The following is a 20,302-nucleotide window of genomic DNA, read 5'->3' as shown; positions in this document are numbered from 1 at the left end:
GCTCGCTTCGGCATTCACTAAGCTCAGTGTTACATCGATTTCGCTTTTTCAACCGCTTCTTCGATTGTACCCACAAAAAGGAACGCTGCTTCTGGAAGATCATCATGCTTACCATCCAGGATTTCCTTAAAGCTACGTACAGTTTCTTTGATTGGCACGTATTTACCCTTGAAGCCGGTAAACTGTTCAGCTACGTGGAAAGGCTGTGACAGGAACCGCTCAACTTTACGAGCACGAGCTACGATAACCTTATCATCCTCACTCAATTCATCCATACCCAAGATGGCAATGATGTCTTGAAGTTCGGTATAACGTTGCAGCAATTGTTTAACACCTTGTGCCACATTGTAATGCTCTTCACCAACAATTTCAGGAGCTAGCAGACGCGAGCTGGAAGCCAGTGGATCAACCGCTGGAAAAATCCCCTTCTCGGAAATCTTACGCTCAAGGTTAGTTGTTGCATCCAAGTGAGCAAACGCCGTTGCCGGAGCAGGGTCAGTGTAGTCATCCGCTGGTACGTAGATTGCTTGAATGGAAGTAACGGAGCCTTTTTTGGTAGAAGTGATACGCTCTTGCAACTGACCCATTTCAGTAGCCAGGGTTGGTTGGTAACCTACCGCGGACGGCATACGTCCGAGAAGAGCGGATACTTCGGAACCCGCTTGGGTAAAGCGGAATATATTATCGATAAAGAGCAGCGTATCGCGACCTTCTACATCACGGAAATATTCCGCCATAGTAAGACCGGTCAAAGCTACGCGCAGACGCGCGCCTGGGGGCTCATTCATTTGTCCGAACACCATTGCTGTTTTCTTAATAACGCCGGAGTCCGTCATTTCGTGATAAAGGTCATTACCTTCACGAGTACGTTCACCCACACCCGCGAATACGGAAATACCGCCGTGTTCTTGGGCAATGTTATTAATCAATTCTTGAATCGTTACTGTTTTACCTACACCGGCACCGCCGAACAGACCAACTTTACCGCCTTTAGCGTAAGGTGCAAGCAAGTCGATAACTTTAATACCCGTTTCCAAAATTTCGGCTTGTGTCGACAATTCATCAAATGTCGGAGCCAAACGGTGAATCGGGTTCTTTATTTCAGCAACAACTTCACCAGCGTTATCAATTGGATTTCCAAGTACGTTAAATACCCGGCCTAATGTCGCTTCCCCTACAGGAACCGAAATAGGACCACCTTGGTCAATCGCATCCAGTCCGCGAACCAGACCATCTGTAGAAGACATCGCGATACAACGTACCAAATTGTCTCCCAAGTGATTGGAAACCTCAAGTGTTAGGTTAATCTGGCGACCATTGTCCAAGACGGTTTCAATTTTGATAGCGTTGAATATCTCGGGCAATTGGCCGCGTTCAAATTCAATATCGACAACCGGACCCATAATGCTTACAACGCGTCCTTTGTTCATCTTCATTTCCCTCCTCGAAAGCTGTTACATCAAGAAGAAACGACGCTGTCGTCTTATAAAGATGACAACCGTTTCTCGTAGAAATATAAGCATTTTGTATAGTGTAAAACCTATACTTTCTTATATTTTAAGAAGAACTGCAGTGCCGTTCTTAAGGAGCCATACTCCAGAAGCGGGCGATACTATGTATCGCTCCATGCGGCACTGTTTCTCGTAAAATACAAGGCAAGTCAAGCACGTTGCTTAACTGTTCTTGTATTTTTAAGACTGAGCGTTCGCTCCGGCCACGATCTCGGTAATTTCCTGCGTAATTGCCGCCTGACGGGCACGGTTGTACGTAAGGGTAAGTTCTCCGATCATTTTCGACGCGTTCTTTGTTGCACTGCCCATCGCTGTCATTTTCGCACCCAGCTCACTGGCCTTGCCATCCAGAATTGCGCTATAAATCAAAGTTTCGGCGTATTTCGGAAGTAGTACTTCGAGTACGCCTTCTGGTGAAGGTTCATATTCGTAATTTGCAGTCGCTTCATGATGCTCATGATTTCCTACGCCTTCCATAGGCAACAGTCGATCAACGGTTGGGATCTGGGTAATCGCATTGACGAATTGGTTGTAGCAAACGTACAACTCATCATACGTACCATCTACAAACTGTTGTACTGCCGAATTAGCAATAGACTTAATGTCAGCAAATTTCGGCGCATCCGATAGCTCAGTAACTTCCTGTACAATCGGATATTCACGGCGGCGTAAGAAGTCACGGCCTTTACGACCGATAACGAACAAGGCGTACTCATCTTTGGATTTATGTCGTTCCGCGATGAGCATCGTCACCTTACGTAAAATATTAGCGTTGTATCCTCCCGCAAGCCCTCTATCAGAGGTCACGATAAGATAACCAGTTTTTTTCACAGGGCGACTGACCAGCATGGGATGCTGAACGCCTTCTGTACCGGCAGCAATGCTCGATACAACCTCTTTCAGCTTCTCAGCATAAGGACGGGCGGCAATTGCCTTCTCCTGGGCTTTTCTCAGCTTGGAGGCGGCTACCATTTCCATCGCTTTTGTGATCTGTCTTGTGTTTTGAACACTCTTAATTTGACGTTTAATATCACGCATGCTTCTTGCCATGATTTCACCACCTTAAAGCTTTGACGAAGTCAAAGCTAACTTCGTAAGCATCTTCTTAGCTTTGACGAATTCAAAGCCTACTTTATAAGTAATAGCCTGAGCTTCGGCAGAGCCAAAGCTCACTTAGTAAGATTCGTTTAAGTACGATTAGCTAGTAGCAAAGCCTCTTTTAAATTTATCAATCGCTGCTTTAAGAGCGGCTTCGTTATCTGCTGTCAAATCCTTGGTATCTCTGATGGATTGAGCAACTTCAGCAGCACTGCTGTCCATGTAAGCAAGGAATTCCTTTTCAAAACGTTTTACGTCTTTAACAGGAATATCATCCAAGTATCCCTTTACAGCTGTGTACAAGCTAAGCACTTGGTGCTCAACAGACAACGGCTGATTTACACCTTGTTTCAGAACTTCCATCATACGTGCTCCGCGATTCAGACGAGCAAGCGTAGATTTATCAAGATCTGAGCCAAACTGTGAGAAAGCTTGAAGTTCACGATATTGAGCAAGATCCAAACGGAGCGAGCCAGCTACCTTCTTCATCGCTTTAATCTGAGCGGAGCCCCCTACACGGGAAACGGAGATACCGACGTTGATCGCCGGACGTTGACCAGAGTAGAACAGATCGGATTCAAGGAAGATTTGACCATCTGTAATCGAGATTACGTTCGTAGGAATATAAGCCGATACGTCAGATGCTTGTGTTTCGATGAACGGAAGCGCGGTTAATGAACCACCACCAAGCTCATCACTAAGCTTAGCCGCACGTTCCAAAAGACGGGAGTGCAAGTAGAACACGTCACCAGGGAACGCTTCACGACCCGGTGGACGACGAAGCAGCAAGGACAATTCGCGATAAGCCGAAGCTTGTTTTGAAAGGTCATCATAAATGATCAGTACGTGTTCGCCCTTGTACATAAAGTACTCGCCCATTGCGCAACCTGCGTATGGAGCAATATACAACAGCGGGGATGGCTCTGAAGCCGAAGCAGTTACAACGATTGTATATTCCAACGCGCCATGACGGCGGAGAGTTTCTACAACCTGTGCTACTGTGGATTGTTTTTGTCCAATGGCAACATAAATACATTTCATTCCGTTGCCTTTTTGGTTGATAATCGCATCGATTGCGATTGCAGTCTTACCTGTTTGCCGGTCACCAATGATAAGTTCGCGTTGTCCACGACCAATTGGTACCATCGCATCAATCGCTTTAAGGCCAGTTTGCATTGGCTCATGAACCGATTTACGGTCGATAACACCAGGAGCGTTATTCTCAACCGGACGGAACTCCGTCGTTTGGATTGGGCCTTTACCGTCAAGCGGCATACCGAGTGCGTTAACAACACGACCCAGAAGGGCCTCTCCAACTGGAACTTGCATGATTTGTCCAGTACGTTTTACTTGATCGCCTTCACGAATTTCCTTGTACTCACCCAGAATAACAACACCGACGTTGCTTTCTTCCAGATTGAGCGCCATGCCCACTACACCGTTGGAGAACTCTAGCAACTCGCCTGCCATTGCGTTTTCCAGACCGTAGACACGAGCGATACCGTCTCCGACTTGAATGACGGTGCCCACTTCGGCAACTTCGATATCGGCTTTATATTGCTCAATTTGACTTTTGATCAAAGTGCTGATCTCTTCAGGTCTGATGCCCAATATCCTCACCCCTATCTTCTATGCTTATCATTAAAGGATTTCTCGAGACGTTCCAATTTACTAGAAAGACTTCCGTCATACAGCGTATCGCCGATATAAACCTTCAGTCCTCCCAGCAGGCTTGGATCGACCACATTCGTAACCCGAATTTTACGGTTTACGAGCTGGCCGAATTCTGCAGCTACAGCCGCTTGTTCTTCTTCACTTAAAGAATAAACGGAGTATACCTTAGCATCACCAATGCCAAGAGCGTCTCCTTCAATCTTGATATACGTATCCAGCAGTTCGGCAAAAATATCGGTTCTGCCTCGCTCTACTAACAGTTCTACAATGTTCATTACAATAGGAGAGAGCTTATCTTGAAGTGCTGTGCGCAGCACTTTCAGCTTGTCGGACTCCGAGATACGTGGTGCAAGAATAAACCGCTGTACCTCTTGGTCTAAATGTAATACTTCGACCACTGCCTTGAGCTGTTCTTCTACTTCAAGGGTAATCCCCTTCTCTACCGCTGCACTGTACAATGCTTTAGCGTAGCGCTTGGCAACTACCGTATCGCGGCTCATGATCGGCCTCCTACCTCATTGAGGTATTGGTTCACAAGCTGCTCCTGCTCACTGCTAGCACTAACTTCTTTCTTAAGAAGTTTAGAAGCAATACGAACAGATGCCGTTCCAATTTCGCTGCGCAACTCTTCCACTGCTTTATTCTTCTCGTTCTCGATATCGCGCACGGCCTCTTCTTTGACGCGTGCAGCTTCAACTTTAGCTTGCGCCAAAGCTTGTTCTACCTGTTGATTACTAGTAATTTGCGATTGTTGAATAATCTGTTGAGCTTCCTGGCGTGCACTGTTCAGCGCCTGCTTCTGCTCTTCCACATACGCGACCGCTTGCTCTCTAGTCTTCGCAGCTTCATCCATTTGCTGCATTACCAGCTCACGGCGTTTCTCCATAACTGCGAACAGTTTGCTGAACGCATACTTACTGAGCAAGAAATATAGAATCCCAAAGGCTACAATTGAAAATACGATGTTTGTCCAAACAATTTCCACTGAGGTCACTCCCTTCCGTTACCGCGTCATGCGGACGTATACAAAAGTAAGGCGCGGATGGCATCGGCCGTCCCCGCCAAACCGTAAATACGGTTTATTAAGAAAACATGATCAGGAATGCGATAACTGTTGCTGCCAACGGAATAACTTCGACGATACCTACACCGATAAACATTGTTGTTTGAAGCGCGTTACGAGCTTCTGGTTGACGAGCGATGGACTCAACTGTTCTACTAACGATCATACCGTTACCAAGACCTGCGCCAAGTGCACCCAATCCAACCGCTATTGCTGCTGCTAAAAATTCCATTTGTAAATATCCTCCTTTAATTTCGGTTCATAATGTGTTTAATGATATAAGATATCTCCCGCGAAAGAAAATTAGACAATAACCGTTCCCTTCGCAGCAGTTCATTAATGTGCTTCTTCTTCGTGAATCGTCATCTGTGCGATATAAACCATCGTCAGAATCGTAAAGATAAACGCTTGTAGTGCCCCGACGAAAATACTGAAGCCTTGCCATACAGCCAGGAACGGAATACTGAGAATCCCCAGCTTCAAAATGACTGTAATCAGTACTTCTCCGGCAAAAATGTTAGCAAATAGACGAATAGCCAGCGCTACTGGTTTTGCCAGGTTCTCGATAATGTTCAGTGGCAAAAAGATTGGAAACGGCTCAATATAGTGTTTGAAATAATGCTTGCCGTTGAGCTTAATGCCCAGGAAGTTCATCAGTATAAACACAATAATTGCCAATCCTGCAGTGATATTAATGTCAGCAGTCGGCGACTTGTACCATAAGATCTCAACATGATCACCATGCGCCAAGTTCCTGGTTGCTTCAATCACATGGCCAAACACAGTTACAGGTCCGTGTGCTTCAGTTACAACTGAGAAAGGCAATCCAAGAAGGTTGGAAACAAAGATAAACAGAATCAACGTTAGCCCCAAAGATATGTAAGGTTTTCCTTTCTTCAGGTCCATGGCACTGCTTATGACACCCTCTACAAATTCAACAACCCATTCCATAAAATTCTGAAGCTTAGATGGATTCTCAACCGAAAGCTTACGAACCGACAGCATCACCAGCACAAATACTACTGTACAACTGATCAGAAGCATCAATACGGCTGATATATCTATCGGTATTCCCCCGACAAAGATTTTCGGCATCTCATGCATAGTATCATCCCCCTTTCTCTTTAATCTGGTTAAAGTTTGTTCTTCACACTCAGATATATCCCCGCAGGAATGGCGAGAAGCTGAGGAATGAATACGCCTGAAACAGTTGCTACCAGGGAGAAATGCTCAATCTTGACCGCGAACATGGTGACCAAAATTGCGAAGCTAATCCGTGTAACAAAACCGAGGCTGAAGGCATTCCCTTCGTTGCTCGCAATCGACTGCGTTACCCGTCGAACCTTGACGGCCAGATAACGAAAGTTTACCAATCCCGCCACCAGACCCAGAGTCATGCCCAGTGTAAAATCCCTGGTCTCATGATGAAGCGCCCAGCCCATTAAGAGTCCTGCCATAAGGACGAGCGTAACTCTAGTGACGGTATTGATCATGGGAGTCATATTATCCATTCTGCTCCCCCAAAAATTTTTTAATTAACAGGACGACGTTCACAATTCCCAGAATCATTCCGGTTATAGTGCCAATAGCGAGCCAATATTTTGGCCCCTCCATCAAGTCTTTCAGCCACCTTGCCGCAAAAAAACCAATAACAATGTAAGCGGCGAGTATAGTGCCTGCACTTCCAATGATAAGCGCGGTCTGTAACAAGCTGTCCCTGCTATTTTGTTCTTTCATGGCTACAATCCCAACTAATTTTACTGAATTTCTGGAGTCTTTGTCAATTCATTGAACATTGCCCAAAAACCCTTGAAAACATGAAAATAATCACAGCAAAATGTTCCAAAACCATATAAACCGTACAGTTTCACTGTATGTTGATTTTAATCAGATCAGATATTACTTTAAATGAAATTATTTATTTTTTGTGAACATTCTGTGAAACTCTTCAGGACGCTCCTTATTTACACCAAAATGGTGCAAAATCGCATTGACAATTCGTTGGGAGGCTTTGCCATCTCCGTACGGGTTGGCGGCCCGACTCATCGACTGATAGAGCTCATTATCAGTCAAAAGAGCATGTGTCCGTGCATACACCTTCTCCTCGTCCGTGCCCACAAGTTCTAGCGTTCCAGCGTCTATCCCTTCAGGACGCTCCGTCGTATCACGAAGCACAAGTACTGGTACTCCGTATGAAGGAGCTTCCTCTTGTAAACCGCCAGAATCGGTCAATATCAAGTGGGTATGCGGATAAAAATTATGCAAATCCACGACATCCAGCGGATCAATCAGCTTAATTCTTGGATGTCCACCCAAAATTTCATGTGCAGGTTCCTTAACGGCAGGACTCGGATGCACAGGATAAACAATGGCTACATCTTCGAATTCATCAGCGATTCTTTTGACAGCCCGGAAGATATTCCGATGCGGTTCACCTTGCGATTCTCTACGGTGAGCAGTCATCAAAATAAGTTTTTTTCCTGAAGCAAAATCCAAAACAGGATGCCGGTAATCAGGCTGTACGGTATATTGAAACACATCGGTTACAGTGTTGCCTGTGATATAAATACTTGATTCTTTTTTGTTCTCATGTCTCAGATTACTAGCTGACCAATCCGTTGGAGCGAAATGCAGGTCTGCTAATACACCTGTAAGCTGACGGTTCATTTCTTCAGGATACGGAGACAATTTGTTCCATGTCCGAAGTCCTGCTTCTACGTGCCCAACCTGAATTTGCTGCAGGAAAGAGGCATAGCTTGCAAGGAACGTCGTTAATGTGTCCCCGTGCACCAATACGAGATCAGGTTTAACCTCTCTGAGTACAGGTTCCAGGCCTTCAAGTACTCGAATAGTAATCTCATTAAGCGTCTGACGATCCTTCATCACATCCAGATCGTAATCAGGAGTGATATTGAACACTTCCAACACTTGATCGAGCAACTCCCTGTGCTGTGCTGTTACACATACAATTGACTCGATGTGCTCAGGATGCTTCTTCAGTTCAAGAACTAGAGGAGCCATCTTGATCGCCTCGGGGCGCACTCCGAAAATAGTCATCACTTTAATTTTGGACATAACCCCTACCCTCTCATCAAAAAATAAACAAATTTCTTATATCCTATTACGAATTACTATTTACTTAGTTCCGTACAAACGATCTCCAGCATCGCCAAGTCCCGGAACGATATATCCATGCTCATTCAAATGATCGTCAAGCGCAGCCACATAAATATCAACATCTGGGTGAGCCTCTTGAACCGCAGCAACACCTTCTGGAGCTGCAATCAGGTTCATCATTTTAATTTGTGTACAGCCACGCTTCTTCAGCGAGGTAATAGCAGCAATCGCAGATCCCCCCGTAGCTAGCATTGGATCAATTACGATCAGCTCACGTTCCTGTACATCTGTAGGAAGCTTGATGTAATACTCAACCGGTTGAAGCGTGTCCGGATCACGGAATAAGCCAACATGTCCTACTTTAGCAGCAGGAAGAAGCTTCAGAACGCCCTCAAGCATACCCAGACCAGCACGAAGAATAGGGATAAGCCCAAGCATTCTTCCAGAAATCACTTTACTTTCCGTTTCAGTGACCGGTGTTTGTACTGTAATGGTTTCTAGAGGAATATCACGTGTTATCTCATAAGCCATCAATGTGGCAACTTCGTCAACATGCTCTCTGAAATCCTTCGTGTTTGTTCTTACGTCGCGAATAAATGTTAGTTTGTGTTGAATTAAAGGATGATCGCAAATCACCAATTTTCCCATTTCCTGTCCCTCCGGTAATTGTAAGTCGTGTCTATAACCCTAGAAAGCGCTTTTGCTTCTCTATGGCTAAATCCTGTCTATTATAGCATTCCCATCGCCGCATTTCACCTAGAAAGGCACATGTACCCATATTGAACCCCTACCCTTGTGTTTTCCTTCGCTTATAAAGGTAAGGATTGGTAATTCCGTTGCCTTTTCAGGAATAAAACCTAGATTAGGTTGTGCAAATTTGCACTTTTCATACTATTCACATTTTTTTCACTATTGTTTATGAAAGTTCCATGAACTTTCATGATTGATTTCATGTTTTTCCATCAATTCACCCATGTAATATTGTGAACAATAAACAACAAAAAACCTCCACCAAACCCTAAAATCAGGACTCGGTGGAGGTGAATTTATTAATGAATACGAGTAAGAACTAGTACTTCAGTTCTGGATAAAGTGGGTACTGATCCGTCAAATCAGCAACTTGACGAGCTGCCTCAGCTAATTTCACTTCATCCTTCGGATTCTTCAGAACATTAGCTATAATGCGGCCAATAACCACCATAGCTTGCTCGTCCATACCACGGGAAGTAACCGCAGGTGTACCAATACGAATTCCACTTGTTACGAAAGGACTTGTAGGATCAAATGGAATTGCGTTTTTATTCACAGTGATTCCGATGGAATCTAGTACTTTTTCCGCATCTTTTCCGGTAATATTCAGGTTACGTGTATCAAGCAACATCAAGTGGTTATCTGTACCACCGGATACAATGTTAACCCCTTCGCTAATCAGTGTTTCTGCGAGAACATTTGCATTCTTCACTACATTCTCAGCATAAGTCTTAAAGGATGGCAGCAAAGCTTCGCCGAATGCGACTGCTTTTGAAGCAATGACATGCATCAGCGGTCCACCTTGGGAACCCGGGAATACGGCTTTATCGATAGCAGCTGCCCATGGCTGTCTGCACATAATCATACCTCCGCGGGGACCGCGTAAAGTCTTATGTGTTGTAGTTGTAACGAAATGAGCATGAGGAACCGGGCTCGGATGAAGACCAGCAGCAACAAGCCCTGCGATATGGGCCATATCTACCATAAACAACGCGCCGACATCATTGGCGATAGCACCAAGCTTTTCGAAATCAATAATGCGCGGATACGCACTTGCACCAGCAACAATCAACTTAGGACGGTGCTTGAAGGCTGCTTTGCGCACTTCGTCATAATCAATTAGGAAAGTATCTTCTTGTACACCATAAGCTACGAAGTTATAGAGTAATCCAGAAGCATTTACTGGACTACCATGCGTTAAATGTCCGCCATGCGCCAAGTTCATGCCAAGAACCGTGTCGCCCGGGTTAAGTGCAGCGAGATATACAGCCATATTCGCTTGTGCTCCAGAGTGAGGCTGTACGTTGACATGTTCCGCACCGAACAATTCTTTTGCACGATCACGAGCCAGATTCTCAACGATATCCACATCTTCACAGCCACCATAATACCGTTTGCCTGGATAGCCTTCTGCATATTTGTTCGTAAGCACTGAGCCCATGGCTTCCATTACGGCTTCGCTAACGATATTCTCTGAGGCAATAAGCTCAATGTTGGCACGCTGACGTTTCAGTTCCAGTTCCATTGCTTCCAGTACTGCCGGGTCACTCTTACGTAATTGTTCCATGTTCTTATTTCCTCCCTAGTGTGTGTAGATATGTTGTATTTAAATAGAAACGATTTGCCCGCCACGAAAAAGCTTTAGGTCTACGTTTCTGCAAAAACATAAATCTAAGTTCATCAATCACAAACCTGTGAACCACTCTGTTCAAGAGTACGGTAAACCGCACGTTCGCCGCCAATAAGCGGAGGTCTGGTCCATGCCGCGTTCACTCTAGCTGCTCCAATGTACCGTAAGGTCGGTCGAAAAGGAACTGCCACGCGGCGCAAATGCATACCTATAAGAGTCTCACCAATGTCTAAGCCAGCATGTGCTTCTATCGTTTCCGCCAGAACAGGATCTTTCATAGAGCGATAGGCAGCCGCAGCCATCGAACCGCCAGCACCCGGTATAGGTACAGCTGAAACTTCACTTAGCCCAAGCGACTCTAGCAATGAGCGTTCCATTACAAGCGCACGATTCAGATGCTCACAGCACTGATAAACGAGATGAAATCCTTTTTCCGCTGCGACCAAACGAGCCCCTTCAAGCAGTTGCTGTGCGACTTCAAGCGCACCACCGGTTCCAATACGGACACCAGCGACCTCACTTGTGCTAACTCCTAGGACAACAATTTTACCAGATCCAAGGTTACCAGCTTCCGCCAACTCCCTTAACACAGTGACAGTAGCTTCAGTTAAAGATAACTCCACAACTTTGTCCATCACCCTACCTCCTCAAGCTTCAAACAAGCTTCATTTAAACAAAAAAGAGCAGTCCGCAGGTAGCTGCGGATTTGCTCTTTTGCCCAGGCGACCGGCCGTTTATTCCGATGCTCCATCGTGGTTTGATCCACATTTGTCGCCAGTTACATCGGAACCGATTAGTTGTACTTTTATCTTAAAGCAAAGCGGACTGAAAATCAACCATTTACAAATGGCGTAAGGATTCCAGTTTATCTAATAAACTAAACAACGAAGTGCGAATCTCAGCAGCAGTAAGCTCATAATCTTCACGCGTACCCCCGAATGGATCAGAAATATCAAAGCTTGGGATACGCTGGCGGATTTCAATCATTCGTTGTAGATCCGTTGCGTTGGGTTCACCACCTAGAGCTATGCTTAACTCAGCATCTGCATAAAGGCTGTCCAATTCTTTAATATCCTCAGTCACAGCTTCTTCATTATGCACGTATTCCTTCAATGTATATGTTTTTGTTACGGCATCCGGAAAATACTGTAGCAAATGCTGCTTATGTCCACTGGTTAAGGTAAGCACAAGATCGGCCCAAGCGACGGATTGCCCCGTTAATTGCGACGACTCTAAATGATCATGAATGCCTTCTTCCTGCAAAATAGCTGCAGCATGTCTCGATATAGAAGTACCAGAAATGGCAGATACACCTGCAGACCGCACTTCCAGGTCGATTCCACGTTCCTTCGCAAGCTTTCGCAAAAGCCCCTCAGCCATAGGACTACGGCATGTATTACCGGTGCAGACGAATAAAATATGCAGCATGCTTTTGCACCCCCATGAAATTAAAATATTGTAATGCCGTTATTGTATCAAAAGATGAATAGCAAGCCAAACCCCAATAAAATAGCCCCGCCCAATGCTTCCCCATATTCTCCGAGTCCACGACTGACATGCCGCCCAAGAAGCAAGCCGATAATTGACATCAGACCTCCACAGGCACCAAAAGCTAGTATAGTCAGAAGCACACCATTCACAAACATCCCTAAGGATACCCCAACGGAAAAAGAATCCACACTTACACTGAGTGATAGAAGCAGCATTCCCCATAAGGTTCGGTGATTCATAGCTCGCGTACCTACCACTTCCGGACGAAAGGAGTTATACACCATGTGTCCGCCTAACAGCACAAGTAGCCCTCCTGCGGCATAAGTTGTTACTTGACCTAGCAAATGTCCGACATAACTTCCAGTTAATAAACCTAGAAGAGGCATCAGCATATGAAAAAAAGCAATGAGCACACTCATTTGCAGAATATGCAGCAGACGAATCCCCTTCATCCCGATCCCTACTCCGAGCGAAAAGGCATCCATCCCTAATGCAATCGCCATTATAGCAATAGTAACTGTCTGCCCCCAACCGGCATATACATCTCCTATGCCCATGCTTAACCCCCCAAGTCCGAAATATCTTGTACAACAACGATATGCGGACAAGGGGGTAATCATGACTTCATAAGAGATTTCAGATTCGAAGAACCTGCACTATAGCCGGATAGAAAGTTCGCCGTAGCTATCCGGCGTCAATGACGGAACCACCGGCTGCCTTCATAAGCCGGTTCATAATAGCTACGCCGAGGCCCGTATGCGGACAAGCCTCGGCCAAGATGTAAGTCGCTCCCGCTTCATCGAAGCGCCGCAGCGCGGCATATAGGGAGCGTGCCCCTTCCTCCGGCGAGGATAACGAGCCGAGGGAAAGAACGCAGGCGGCAGGATCGGCGGGATAGAGGGGCTTATGCTCCTCAAAGAGGAGTAAGCCCGTCACTTCGCCGTTCAGCTGTGCCGCCTGAAGTAGACTCGCGGCTTCATCCGCAACACGTTGCGGAGAAGATCCGCTCACCACACCGAGCCAGCCGCGCGGCGCGTAGTGCGTGTATTTCATGCCCGGCGCGCGTGGCGCCGAGCTGTCGGAAACAGCTTCTGCACCGTGGCGCTCCTTCGGTGCAGTGGCTACTGGAGCTTCCGCTGCTGCGGAAGTTCCAAATTCTTTAACCACAGCTGGCTCAGCAGCAATAGCTTCTGCTCCCACTACAGCAGCTAACTGCTCCAAAGTAATCCCACCAGGGCGAAGCACGGCAACCTTTCCATCAGGCTGCACCTGCACCACAGTTGACTCCAGTCCAACTCCGGCGGCGCCGCCATCAAGTACACCGCCAATGTATCCGGCCAAGTCTTCCATCACATGTGAAGCTAAGGTCGGACTCGGACGACCGGAACGGTTAGCACTAGGTGCCGCAACGGGACAGCCCGCTGCACTGATCAGCGCCAAAGCTACCGGATGATCAGGCATACGAACACCTACCGTGTCCAGTCCTGCCGTTACACAGGGTGACAAAACACCCTCACGAACAGGAAGCACAACTGTCAGCGGTCCAGGCCAATAAGCATCCATCAATACCGCAGCCGTAGGATGCACTTCTGTAACCAGCTCGTCCAAAGCACTTGGATCAGCAATATGCACGATTAGGGGATTGTCAGACGGTCGCCCTTTTGCCGCAAAAACAGCCTCAACTGCCGCAGTATTCCTTGCATCCGCACCAAGTCCATAGACCGTTTCGGTTGGAAAAGCGACCGTTCCACCTTCACGAAGCATGGCTGCCGCCTCCACGATGGCTAACTTATTCTCCTCACTTGGCTGAAGCACATCGGAATCCGATTCTGCATCTTCCAGCAAATCCAGTACCCAATATACAGTCTCATTTCTATTTCCACTCCGCCGCTGAACGGCGAATAAAGGGTCGTGTGGTTCATTCATTCTCATCACAGGCTTTCTACAGGATATATATTGAACAATAGCTTTTCTTGCAATCTTAGGATAAATACTCTGGAGGTTCATTAACTCTAATCTTACCAAAAAGCGGCCCCAATGAAGGCGCCGCAGTCGATCTGCTTATGAAATAGTAACATATCTAGATTCAAAACTATAGACCATTTCCACAAAACCAAAGGGCTAACATCAGCATTACGACCATAATCCGCTAATCCAGTTCCAAAGGTTTTGCAGCAGTTCCCAAACGAAGAACCGCACCTCTGGCTCTGCGGAATCCGCTGCCGCAACATCCTTCGCCGAAGAATCTGCTTGTACAGCTGTTCCTACTGCTGGTTGCGCCTTAACTCCGCTATCTGCCCCGGCAGCCGAGACGGTCTTCGCCCCTTTGTTAGCAGCAGGCGCTGCTGCATCTCCGGAGCCCGCATCGATAAAGCACAGCGGCGGAAACAGTACACACCACCAGTTCTGACCCTTTCCTTCGCCCAACGTAACCCGCACAGCCTCGTATTCTCCGGCCGGATAGACTGTTCCACCGTATAATTTGGTCGGAAAAGGAACTACACCCAGCTCAACTTTATAAGAATATTGAATGCCACGTTTCTCTAGCTCCGATCCAACCAGTGCATTAAGCTCTGGTAGATGAGTTCTAATTAAAGCGCGTGCCTGCTCTAAACTCTGCGGGTCCTCAAGTGCAATTACCCACTGGTTCATTTGCTCCACGATTGAATCGCGGATTTGCCGTTTCACTAGTTGATCTTGTGTTCCGTCCGAATTCGCCAGAATACGCAGCCGGATAGAATCCTGTGGAATCGATACTTCAGCTACTGCTGCATCGGTTTTTTGACCTTCCCAGGCCATGATAACGATCATAAAAAAACAAATTAAAATGGCAGTATACTTAAAAGTTACACGTAAGGAATCTCTTTTATCCATATGATTATCGTTCATTTGTCGCAGCCCCTCTCCTCTTAACTCTCATGCTAGTAGTATGTCCAGAGATGAGAGACTGCAAACCTATGAATCTATTAAATCTATAATTTTACAGCAAGCGCCTTAGGCAACTGCAAATCATCTTCAACATCCCGACCATAAAGATGCACACTCATTACAATCCCCATGCAGGCCATATTAATTAAAAGAGATGTGCCTCCATAACTGATGAACGGAAGTGTAATTCCCGTAAGCGGCATTAGGCCGATAAAAGCTCCAATATTCTCTAAGATTTGATATAGCAGCATTGCCGTAATTCCAATAATCAAAAACGGACCACTACGCTCCCTACTCTCTAGAGCAATCAGTATCATCCGGTGAAGAAGAATAAAAAAGAGTAACAACAGCAGCGCTGAACCTACGAACCCAAACTCCTCCGCAACCTGTACGAATATGGCATCCGAATAGGTATATGGAACACGGTTACTCTGCACAGAGCTTCCTTGCATGTACCCCTCGCCGCTCATCCCTCCGGAGGCAATAGCCACTTTAGCATTTTTCGTGTGATAGCTTGCATCATCTGAAGCCAAATCAGGTACGAGCCAAGGATCAAAACGATCCACTAAATGCTTCCTGCCAAGGGTCTCTTCAAAAAAATATACCGCTTCATCATGATAGTGAATATAGCTCAGAATTCCTGCAAGACCCAATCCGCCAACGATTAGTAATCCGATGAGTGCATGTGAAATTTTGATATTCCCGATCCATAGAAGACCGATTAATATTACGATGTAGCTTAGCGCATTTCCGAGATCATTCTGTACAATAACTATGGCAAAAGGGAGCAATGTAAGAAGCGCCAGCGGAACGACTCCCTTCCAGAAGGTTAGCGTGGCTCCTTGTTTACGGACCAGTATGGACGCGAGTAAAAGAATCAATATCAACTTAAAAAGCTCCGCAGGTTGAAAGCTAAGTCCACCTATCTCTAGCCCTAATTGCGCACCGTTCTTTACCTTACCAAAAAAACTAACCGACACTAGCAGACCAATACCCAAGATGTAAATATAAAGAGCATATTTAACAAATATCCTATAGTCCACGAAGGTAAGCACAAAAAACGCTACAAACCCTACAATGTAGTATTTAAGCATTTGTAGATGGAACCCATCTAGTTTCTGAACTAATCTACCATTAGTCACGCTGTATATCGAAAGAATACTAATCACCATCAGCATAACTAGAACAATAAGAATCACGCTATCGATCTTCTTGAGCTTTTTAAGCATACGCAAACCCCTTACTCTATTAAGGTTCCAACCACCCTCACCTGAGGAAAGTCTCTCCTTTCTATTGTAGAGCATTCAAGGCCACAATTCCAAATTTATGTAATACACCCGATATCAGAGATTCACTTCCCAAAATAAAAAACCGCCAGTTCCCATCCTTAAAAGATGAGTTTCTGACGGTTATCTTTTGATTCAGTGATTAAACCTGTTTGGCCGCTGCATAAGGAGTAGGCTTAGGCAAATCTTCCTCTACATCTTGACCATGCAGACGCACACTCATTACCAGCCCAATGCTGGCCATGTTAATAAGCAGGGAGGTACCTCCGAAGCTGATGAATGGCAATGTGATACCTGTCAAAGGCATCAGACCAATAAAAGCGCCGATATTCTCAAAAATCTGATACAGCATCATCGCGACAATGCCGACGATCAGAAACGGACCTGCTCGATCTCTGGCTTCCAGCGCAATCAGAATCATTCGGTGAATAAGGATAAAATACAGTAGCAGCACAAATGCAGAACCTACAAAGCCAAATTCCTCGGCAATCTGCACAAAGATAGAGTCTGAATACGTATAAGGCACCCGATCCGTCTGAACAGAGCTACCGTTCATATAGCCTTCTCCACTCATCCCACCTGAGGCAATCGCGAGCTTGGCGTTTTTGGTATGATAAAGAGCTTTCGCTGTCGCTTTATCCGGAACAAGCCATGGGTCGAAACGTTCAATCCAGTGCGAACGGCCAATATCGTTAAGAAACGTTTTAATTTCGTCATGATAATGGATATAACTCATAATTCCGGCAATCGCAGAGCTTGCTACAATCACCAGCGCGATTAATGCGTGAGTGTACTTAATATTTCCAATCCACAACAGACCTGCAAGAATCACGATGTAAGACAAGGCATTCCCAAGGTCATTCTGTGTAAGGACAATAAGAAACGGAAATAAGGTTAAGAGGCCGAGCGGCACAACATCCCGCCAAAACAAGAGTTTACTCTTATTCTTACGAACAAGCATCGCTGCCAGAAATAGAATCAATATTAGCTTGAATAGCTCGGCAGGCTGAAGGCTCAGTCCTCCAGGGAGGGACAACCAGCCTTGGGCATTATTCTTGGTCTCGCCCAAAAAGCTGACGAGGACCAGGATCCCTATCCCAAACAAATAAATATATAACGCGTATTTCACTAAAATTCTGTAATCTAAAAAGGTCATTCCAATAAAAGCAATAAAGCCAATTGCATAATACATCATCATACGGATATGATGTCCGTCCAGCTTTTCTCTTCCATGAGTCACACTATATATGGCGAAGATGCTGACAGTCATGAGCAATAACAGAACGACTACGATAGCACCATCAATTTTTTTAATCTTCTGAAGCACGTTCTGCCTCCCTACTCTAAATCTGGGCTTTCTTTTATGTTTCACCAAGAAGTCCGGTTAAATTCTATTGTAAAGGAAGTCGGGTTGAAAATACAATTTCACTCCCCGATCAACAGGAGTCCCCTGCACAGCATGCAGTATTATCGTGCTATACCTAGCACATGACGTGGAATTCCAGCTAGATCATTAATGGTGATGATCTCTTTCCAATGACCCGCCGCTTCAAGTAGCGAGGCTACCTGCTCGGCTTGTCCGAAGCCGAGTTCAAAGCCGATCAGGCGCGGCGGTGCCGGGAGCAGCGCCAGCTGCTCCATCATGCGGCGGTACGGGTCCAGCCCGTCCGCTCCGCCATCCAGCGCAGTGCGCGGCTCATGGTCGCGCACCTCACGCTGTAGCCCGGCGATATCCTCGCCGGGAATGTACGGCGGGTTGGAGACGAGAATATCCGTCTCCATCCCCGCGAACGGCTCGAGCAGATCGCCGAGCCGAAAGTCCACAGCTGTGCCGGAGCGCTTCGCATTGCGCTTCGCCACAGCTAGGGCCGCCGGCGAAATGTCGCCGGCGCAGACCCGCCACGCCGGCGCTTCCGCCGCCAGCGTGACGGAAATCGCTCCGCTGCCGGCGCCGATATCGACGGCGGTCAGCGGCCGTACGGCGCGTCCACCTTCCGCGCCGCCCGCACGATCTTGCGCTGCTGCTAACGAAGCAGCGCCTTCTTCCTGCGCCGCTTCACTCGGCGCAACCGTGCCGTCCGGCCAAAGCTCCGCGCCGTACCGTAAAATCGCCTCGACGAGCAGCTCCGTCTCCGGCCGTGGAATAAGCACATCAGGCGTCACTTCAAAAGGACGCCCGTAGAACTCTTGCTCGCCGATGATATACTGCACCGGCTCACCCTTACTCCGGCGGGTAACTCCCGCCTCCCACTGTTCCTTGACCGCAGCCGGAAAAGAATCCGCCAGCGCCATATAATACGCTGCCCCGGATAAGCCAAGCGCATGCTCCAGCAGTAATTGCGCACTACGCTGCGGTTCATTACAACCGCTCTGGCTCAAAAAAGAAGAAGCCTCCACAAAGGCTTCCCGGATGCTTTTCACTTCCGACATGACAAATACGCCATCGTTCAAAGCATTATTATCCATTGTCCATACTATCCATCAAATCAGCTTGTTCAGCAATTGAAAGAGCCGAAATAATTTCAGTGATTTCTCCGTTCATAACCTGCTCCAGACGGTGCAGTGTCAAGCCAATGCGATGATCTGTAACCCGGCTCTGCGGGAAGTTATACGTCCGGATACGCTCACTACGATCACCCGTACCTACTTTGCTCTTCCGTTCACCAGCATACTTTGCTTCTTCTTCCTGCCGCTTCATATCGGAGATACGGGCACGAAGCACTTGAAGCGCCTTTTCCTTATTGGAGTTCTGTGACTTACCGTCCTGACAGGTAGCAACGATGCCCGTAGGTACATGGGTTACACGTACTGCAGACTTGGTCGTATTTACAGACTGTCCGCCTGCACCACTTGAACAGAAGGTATCCACACGAATATCTTTATCATGGATTTCAATCTCAAATGCTTCAGCTTCCGGCATCACCGATACTGTAGAAGTAGAGGTATGAATACGTCCACCGGATTCAGTCGCTGGGATACGTTGTACGCGATGCGCACCACTTTCGTATTTCAACTTACTGTATGCACCGCGGCCGTTAATAAGGAAGATTACCTCTTTAAATCCACCAAGATCGCTCGCGTTGACATCCATTAGCTCCACGCGCCAGCCTTGTGAATCTGCAAACCGGGTGTACATCCGATAAAGGTCGGAAGCAAACAATGCAGCTTCATCTCCACCCGCTGCACCACGAATTTCGACGATTACGTTCTTATCATCATTCGGGTCTTTAGGCAGTAGCAATACACGGATTTGCTCTTCCAGCTCTACCTGACGTTTGGAAAGGTCGTCAATTTCCATCTTGACCATTTCCTTCATCTCATCATCAAGCTTTTCGCCTTGCATCTGCTTAGCAGCTTCAAGCTCTTCCATTACACTCTTATATTCAGTATACGCCTCAAATGCAGGCTGTAGGTCTGATTGTTCTTTGGAATAATCCCTCAGTTTCTTACTGTCGTTTGCAACATCCGGATCACAAAGCAGTTCACTGAGCTTCTCATAGCGGTCCGCCAGGGATTGCAATCGGTCCAACAAGGGAATTCACCTCTCCTAGTTCAATTTCAAATTCGCAAATAAAGCGATTAAAACATATGTCATAAAATTAGATATACGACTTTATATTATACCAAAGATATTGTGAAATGGCTACAGTTCTGTACGCGTAAATCCCTTAATAAATGTCTTATATTTTAAAAAAAGGATCATCCCAGCAGTAGATACCCTCTACCGACTGAGATGACCCTCTTATCATTAGTA

At 46.5% G+C, this 20,302-nt stretch carries 21 protein-coding genes and 1 riboswitch; all 21 genes read right to left on the bottom strand.

Annotated elements, in window-relative coordinates; all coding sequences use genetic code 11:
* Window positions 1-29 precede the first annotated feature (29 nt).
* The gene (atpD, locus tag ACFWMP_RS22660) at window positions 30-1,430 is read right to left on the bottom strand and encodes a F0F1 ATP synthase subunit beta (RefSeq protein WP_042192466.1); all 1,401 of its coding nucleotides are present in this window, start codon (window positions 1,428-1,430) and stop codon (window positions 30-32) included.
* Window positions 1,431-1,691: 261 nt separating this feature from the next.
* Window positions 1,692-2,561 (bottom strand): ATP synthase F1 subunit gamma, encoded by an 870-nt coding sequence (gene atpG / locus ACFWMP_RS22655; RefSeq protein WP_042131368.1) that lies wholly within the window; start codon window positions 2,559-2,561, stop codon window positions 1,692-1,694.
* A 147-nt stretch (window positions 2,562-2,708) separates the two neighbouring features.
* Window positions 2,709-4,220, bottom strand: a complete 1,512-nt coding sequence (gene atpA / locus ACFWMP_RS22650; protein ID WP_042131369.1) for a F0F1 ATP synthase subunit alpha — start codon at window positions 4,218-4,220, stop codon at window positions 2,709-2,711.
* 11 nt (window positions 4,221-4,231) lie between these two features.
* Window positions 4,232-4,783, bottom strand: a complete 552-nt coding sequence (locus ACFWMP_RS22645; protein ID WP_042192468.1) for a F0F1 ATP synthase subunit delta — start codon at window positions 4,781-4,783, stop codon at window positions 4,232-4,234.
* Complete coding sequence (atpF, locus tag ACFWMP_RS22640) at window positions 4,780-5,268, bottom strand: F0F1 ATP synthase subunit B (RefSeq protein WP_042131371.1); 489 nt, start codon at window positions 5,266-5,268, stop codon at window positions 4,780-4,782. Before atpF ends, ACFWMP_RS22645 begins: the two co-directional genes overlap by 4 nt.
* A 97-nt stretch (window positions 5,269-5,365) precedes the next feature.
* Complete coding sequence (atpE, locus tag ACFWMP_RS22635; protein WP_039877624.1) at window positions 5,366-5,578, bottom strand: F0F1 ATP synthase subunit C; 213 nt, start codon at window positions 5,576-5,578, stop codon at window positions 5,366-5,368.
* A 104-nt stretch (window positions 5,579-5,682) separates the two neighbouring features.
* A complete protein-coding gene (gene atpB / locus ACFWMP_RS22630; protein WP_042192471.1) occupies window positions 5,683-6,450 on the bottom strand; it encodes a F0F1 ATP synthase subunit A in 768 nt (255 codons plus the stop codon).
* A gap of 29 nt (window positions 6,451-6,479) precedes the next feature.
* Window positions 6,480-6,857 (bottom strand): ATP synthase subunit I, encoded by a 378-nt coding sequence (locus ACFWMP_RS22625; protein WP_042192473.1) that lies wholly within the window; start codon window positions 6,855-6,857, stop codon window positions 6,480-6,482.
* Window positions 6,850-7,083: an AtpZ/AtpI family protein gene (locus ACFWMP_RS22620; protein ID WP_042192476.1), complete on the bottom strand. Its 234-nt coding sequence runs from the start codon at window positions 7,081-7,083 to the stop codon at window positions 6,850-6,852. The genes ACFWMP_RS22625 and ACFWMP_RS22620 overlap by 8 nt, the downstream gene beginning before the upstream one ends.
* A 177-nt stretch (window positions 7,084-7,260) precedes the next feature.
* Window positions 7,261-8,421 carry a non-hydrolyzing UDP-N-acetylglucosamine 2-epimerase gene (wecB, locus tag ACFWMP_RS22615; protein ID WP_042192480.1) on the bottom strand — a complete coding sequence of 387 codons (1,161 nt, stop codon included), beginning with the start codon at window positions 8,419-8,421 and terminating at the stop codon, window positions 7,261-7,263.
* Window positions 8,422-8,481: 60 nt separating this feature from the next.
* A complete protein-coding gene (gene upp / locus ACFWMP_RS22610; RefSeq protein ID WP_042131376.1) occupies window positions 8,482-9,111 on the bottom strand; it encodes a uracil phosphoribosyltransferase in 630 nt (209 codons plus the stop codon).
* 421 nt (window positions 9,112-9,532) lie between these two features.
* Window positions 9,533-10,780, bottom strand: a complete 1,248-nt coding sequence (locus ACFWMP_RS22605; RefSeq protein ID WP_042192482.1) for a serine hydroxymethyltransferase — start codon at window positions 10,778-10,780, stop codon at window positions 9,533-9,535.
* 113 nt (window positions 10,781-10,893) lie between these two features.
* Window positions 10,894-11,478: a TIGR01440 family protein gene (locus ACFWMP_RS22600; protein ID WP_042192484.1), complete on the bottom strand. Its 585-nt coding sequence runs from the start codon at window positions 11,476-11,478 to the stop codon at window positions 10,894-10,896.
* 74 nt (window positions 11,479-11,552) lie between these two features.
* Window positions 11,553-11,635, bottom strand: a riboswitch (ZMP/ZTP riboswitch).
* Between the two features lie 48 nt (window positions 11,636-11,683).
* Entirely contained in the window at window positions 11,684-12,271 is a 588-nt protein-coding gene (locus tag ACFWMP_RS22595) for a low molecular weight protein arginine phosphatase (RefSeq protein WP_042192486.1), read from the bottom strand.
* A 47-nt stretch (window positions 12,272-12,318) separates the two neighbouring features.
* Window positions 12,319-12,891, bottom strand: a complete 573-nt coding sequence (locus ACFWMP_RS22590) for a manganese efflux pump MntP (protein WP_042192488.1) — start codon at window positions 12,889-12,891, stop codon at window positions 12,319-12,321.
* A 127-nt stretch (window positions 12,892-13,018) separates the two neighbouring features.
* Window positions 13,019-14,260, bottom strand: a complete 1,242-nt coding sequence (locus ACFWMP_RS22585) for an L-threonylcarbamoyladenylate synthase (protein ID WP_042194638.1) — start codon at window positions 14,258-14,260, stop codon at window positions 13,019-13,021.
* Between the two features lie 207 nt (window positions 14,261-14,467).
* Window positions 14,468-15,223: a stage II sporulation protein R gene (gene spoIIR, locus ACFWMP_RS22580; RefSeq protein ID WP_379424746.1), complete on the bottom strand. Its 756-nt coding sequence runs from the start codon at window positions 15,221-15,223 to the stop codon at window positions 14,468-14,470.
* 83 nt (window positions 15,224-15,306) lie between these two features.
* Window positions 15,307-16,491, bottom strand: coding sequence for an FtsW/RodA/SpoVE family cell cycle protein (locus ACFWMP_RS22575; protein ID WP_042192490.1), 1,185 nt, complete (start codon window positions 16,489-16,491; stop codon window positions 15,307-15,309).
* Window positions 16,492-16,690: 199 nt separating this feature from the next.
* A complete protein-coding gene (locus ACFWMP_RS22570; RefSeq protein WP_042192492.1) occupies window positions 16,691-17,875 on the bottom strand; it encodes an FtsW/RodA/SpoVE family cell cycle protein in 1,185 nt (394 codons plus the stop codon).
* 140 nt (window positions 17,876-18,015) lie between these two features.
* Window positions 18,016-19,014 (bottom strand): peptide chain release factor N(5)-glutamine methyltransferase, encoded by a 999-nt coding sequence (gene prmC, locus ACFWMP_RS22565; protein ID WP_379424745.1) that lies wholly within the window; start codon window positions 19,012-19,014, stop codon window positions 18,016-18,018.
* Window positions 19,007-20,080, bottom strand: a complete 1,074-nt coding sequence (gene prfA / locus ACFWMP_RS22560; protein ID WP_042192496.1) for a peptide chain release factor 1 — start codon at window positions 20,078-20,080, stop codon at window positions 19,007-19,009. Before prfA ends, prmC begins: the two co-directional genes overlap by 8 nt.
* Between the last annotated feature and the right edge of the window lie 222 nt (window positions 20,081-20,302).

This window comes from Paenibacillus sp. NPDC058367, from assembly GCF_042723305.1.
Taxonomy (GTDB): domain Bacteria; phylum Bacillota; class Bacilli; order Paenibacillales; family Paenibacillaceae; genus Paenibacillus_AQ.
Note: the sequence above shows the minus strand (reverse complement) of the source record. Positions and strands in the feature narration are given on the sequence as shown.